At 33.9% G+C, this 221-nt stretch carries 1 pseudogene; it reads right to left on the reverse strand.

What is annotated here, in order from left to right:
* Positions 1-111: 111 nt before the first annotated feature.
* Positions 112-221: pseudogene (locus WFH18_RS18350) on the reverse strand (IS1 family transposase); the annotation flags it as partial.

A 221-nucleotide genomic window follows, 5' to 3' on the forward strand; every position in this document is an offset into this window, starting at 1 on the left:
TTCTTCTTGGTCTACGTGTCATAAAATACTCCATATATTGATGTTTATAACATCATTTGGGGAGCAAAATATCACTTATAAGTGTTGTTCAAATTTCCTGATCCACCTCTTTAGCCATTGTTTATTTTGCTTATGACCAACAAAAGTCCAAAACTCATCTACTTCAAGGGTTTCATAATGACTTTGCTGTGCTCGAAGTTGATATTTTGATTGGCTAAGTG

It is taken from the genome of Acinetobacter sp. USHLN143, from assembly GCF_037145695.1.
Taxonomy (GTDB): domain Bacteria; phylum Pseudomonadota; class Gammaproteobacteria; order Pseudomonadales; family Moraxellaceae; genus Acinetobacter; species Acinetobacter fasciculus.